General features: G+C 45.9%; 1 protein-coding gene. It reads right to left on the bottom strand.

The genetic code is table 11. From position 1 onward, the window contains the following. Window positions 1-88: 88 nt before the first annotated feature. Window positions 89-676 (bottom strand): recombination mediator RecR (gene recR / locus ACTHUE_RS19745; protein WP_440424247.1); only part of this gene is annotated, 588 nt, incomplete at its 5' end.

Below are 676 nucleotides of genomic sequence, written 5' to 3'. Positions count from 1 at the left end.
CAATTCAAGGCGTGAGCTGCAAATAATCTGATTTCATCAATGAAAAGGCCGTCTGAAAAACTTTCAGACGGCCTTTTTATATTGCCATTTAAGATTGAATATTCCTTCTATCGTAAACAGCCTGAGCCAAAGTACCAGCATCCACATATTCCATCTCACCACCCAAAGGGATTCCCCTCGCCAATCGACTGACTTTATAAGGAAGATTTTTAAACAATTCCGCCAATACATATGCTGTCGCATCGCCTTCGGCTGTGAAGTTGGTTGCAATGATAATTTCCTCAATATCACTCGCCTGCAAACGGACAACCAGCTTATCTAACGCTACTGCCGAAATATCCATGCCCTGCGCCGGACTGACTTGCCCCATCAGAACGAAATACAGGCCATCATGACAATTAGCCGCCTCCATGCTGGAGACATCCGCCGGCATATGCACAATCATCAAACGGCTTTTATCGCGTTTTTCGTCTGCGCAAATTTCACACAAATCGCCTTCGCAAAATGTGTTGCACATCCGACAATGTTGCACCTGTCTCAAAGCAAACTGCAAAGCATCCACCAACTCCTGCGCTTCTTCGCGTTTGTACTGTAAAAGCTGGTAAGCCATACGCTGGGCGGATTTTGGGCCGACATTGGGCAGGATTTTTAATGCATTAATCAAGCGGACAAAGGC

The sequence above is a fragment of the Neisseria sp. P0021.S005 genome (assembly GCF_051956955.1).
This window is presented reverse-complemented; position numbering and strand designations above follow the sequence as displayed.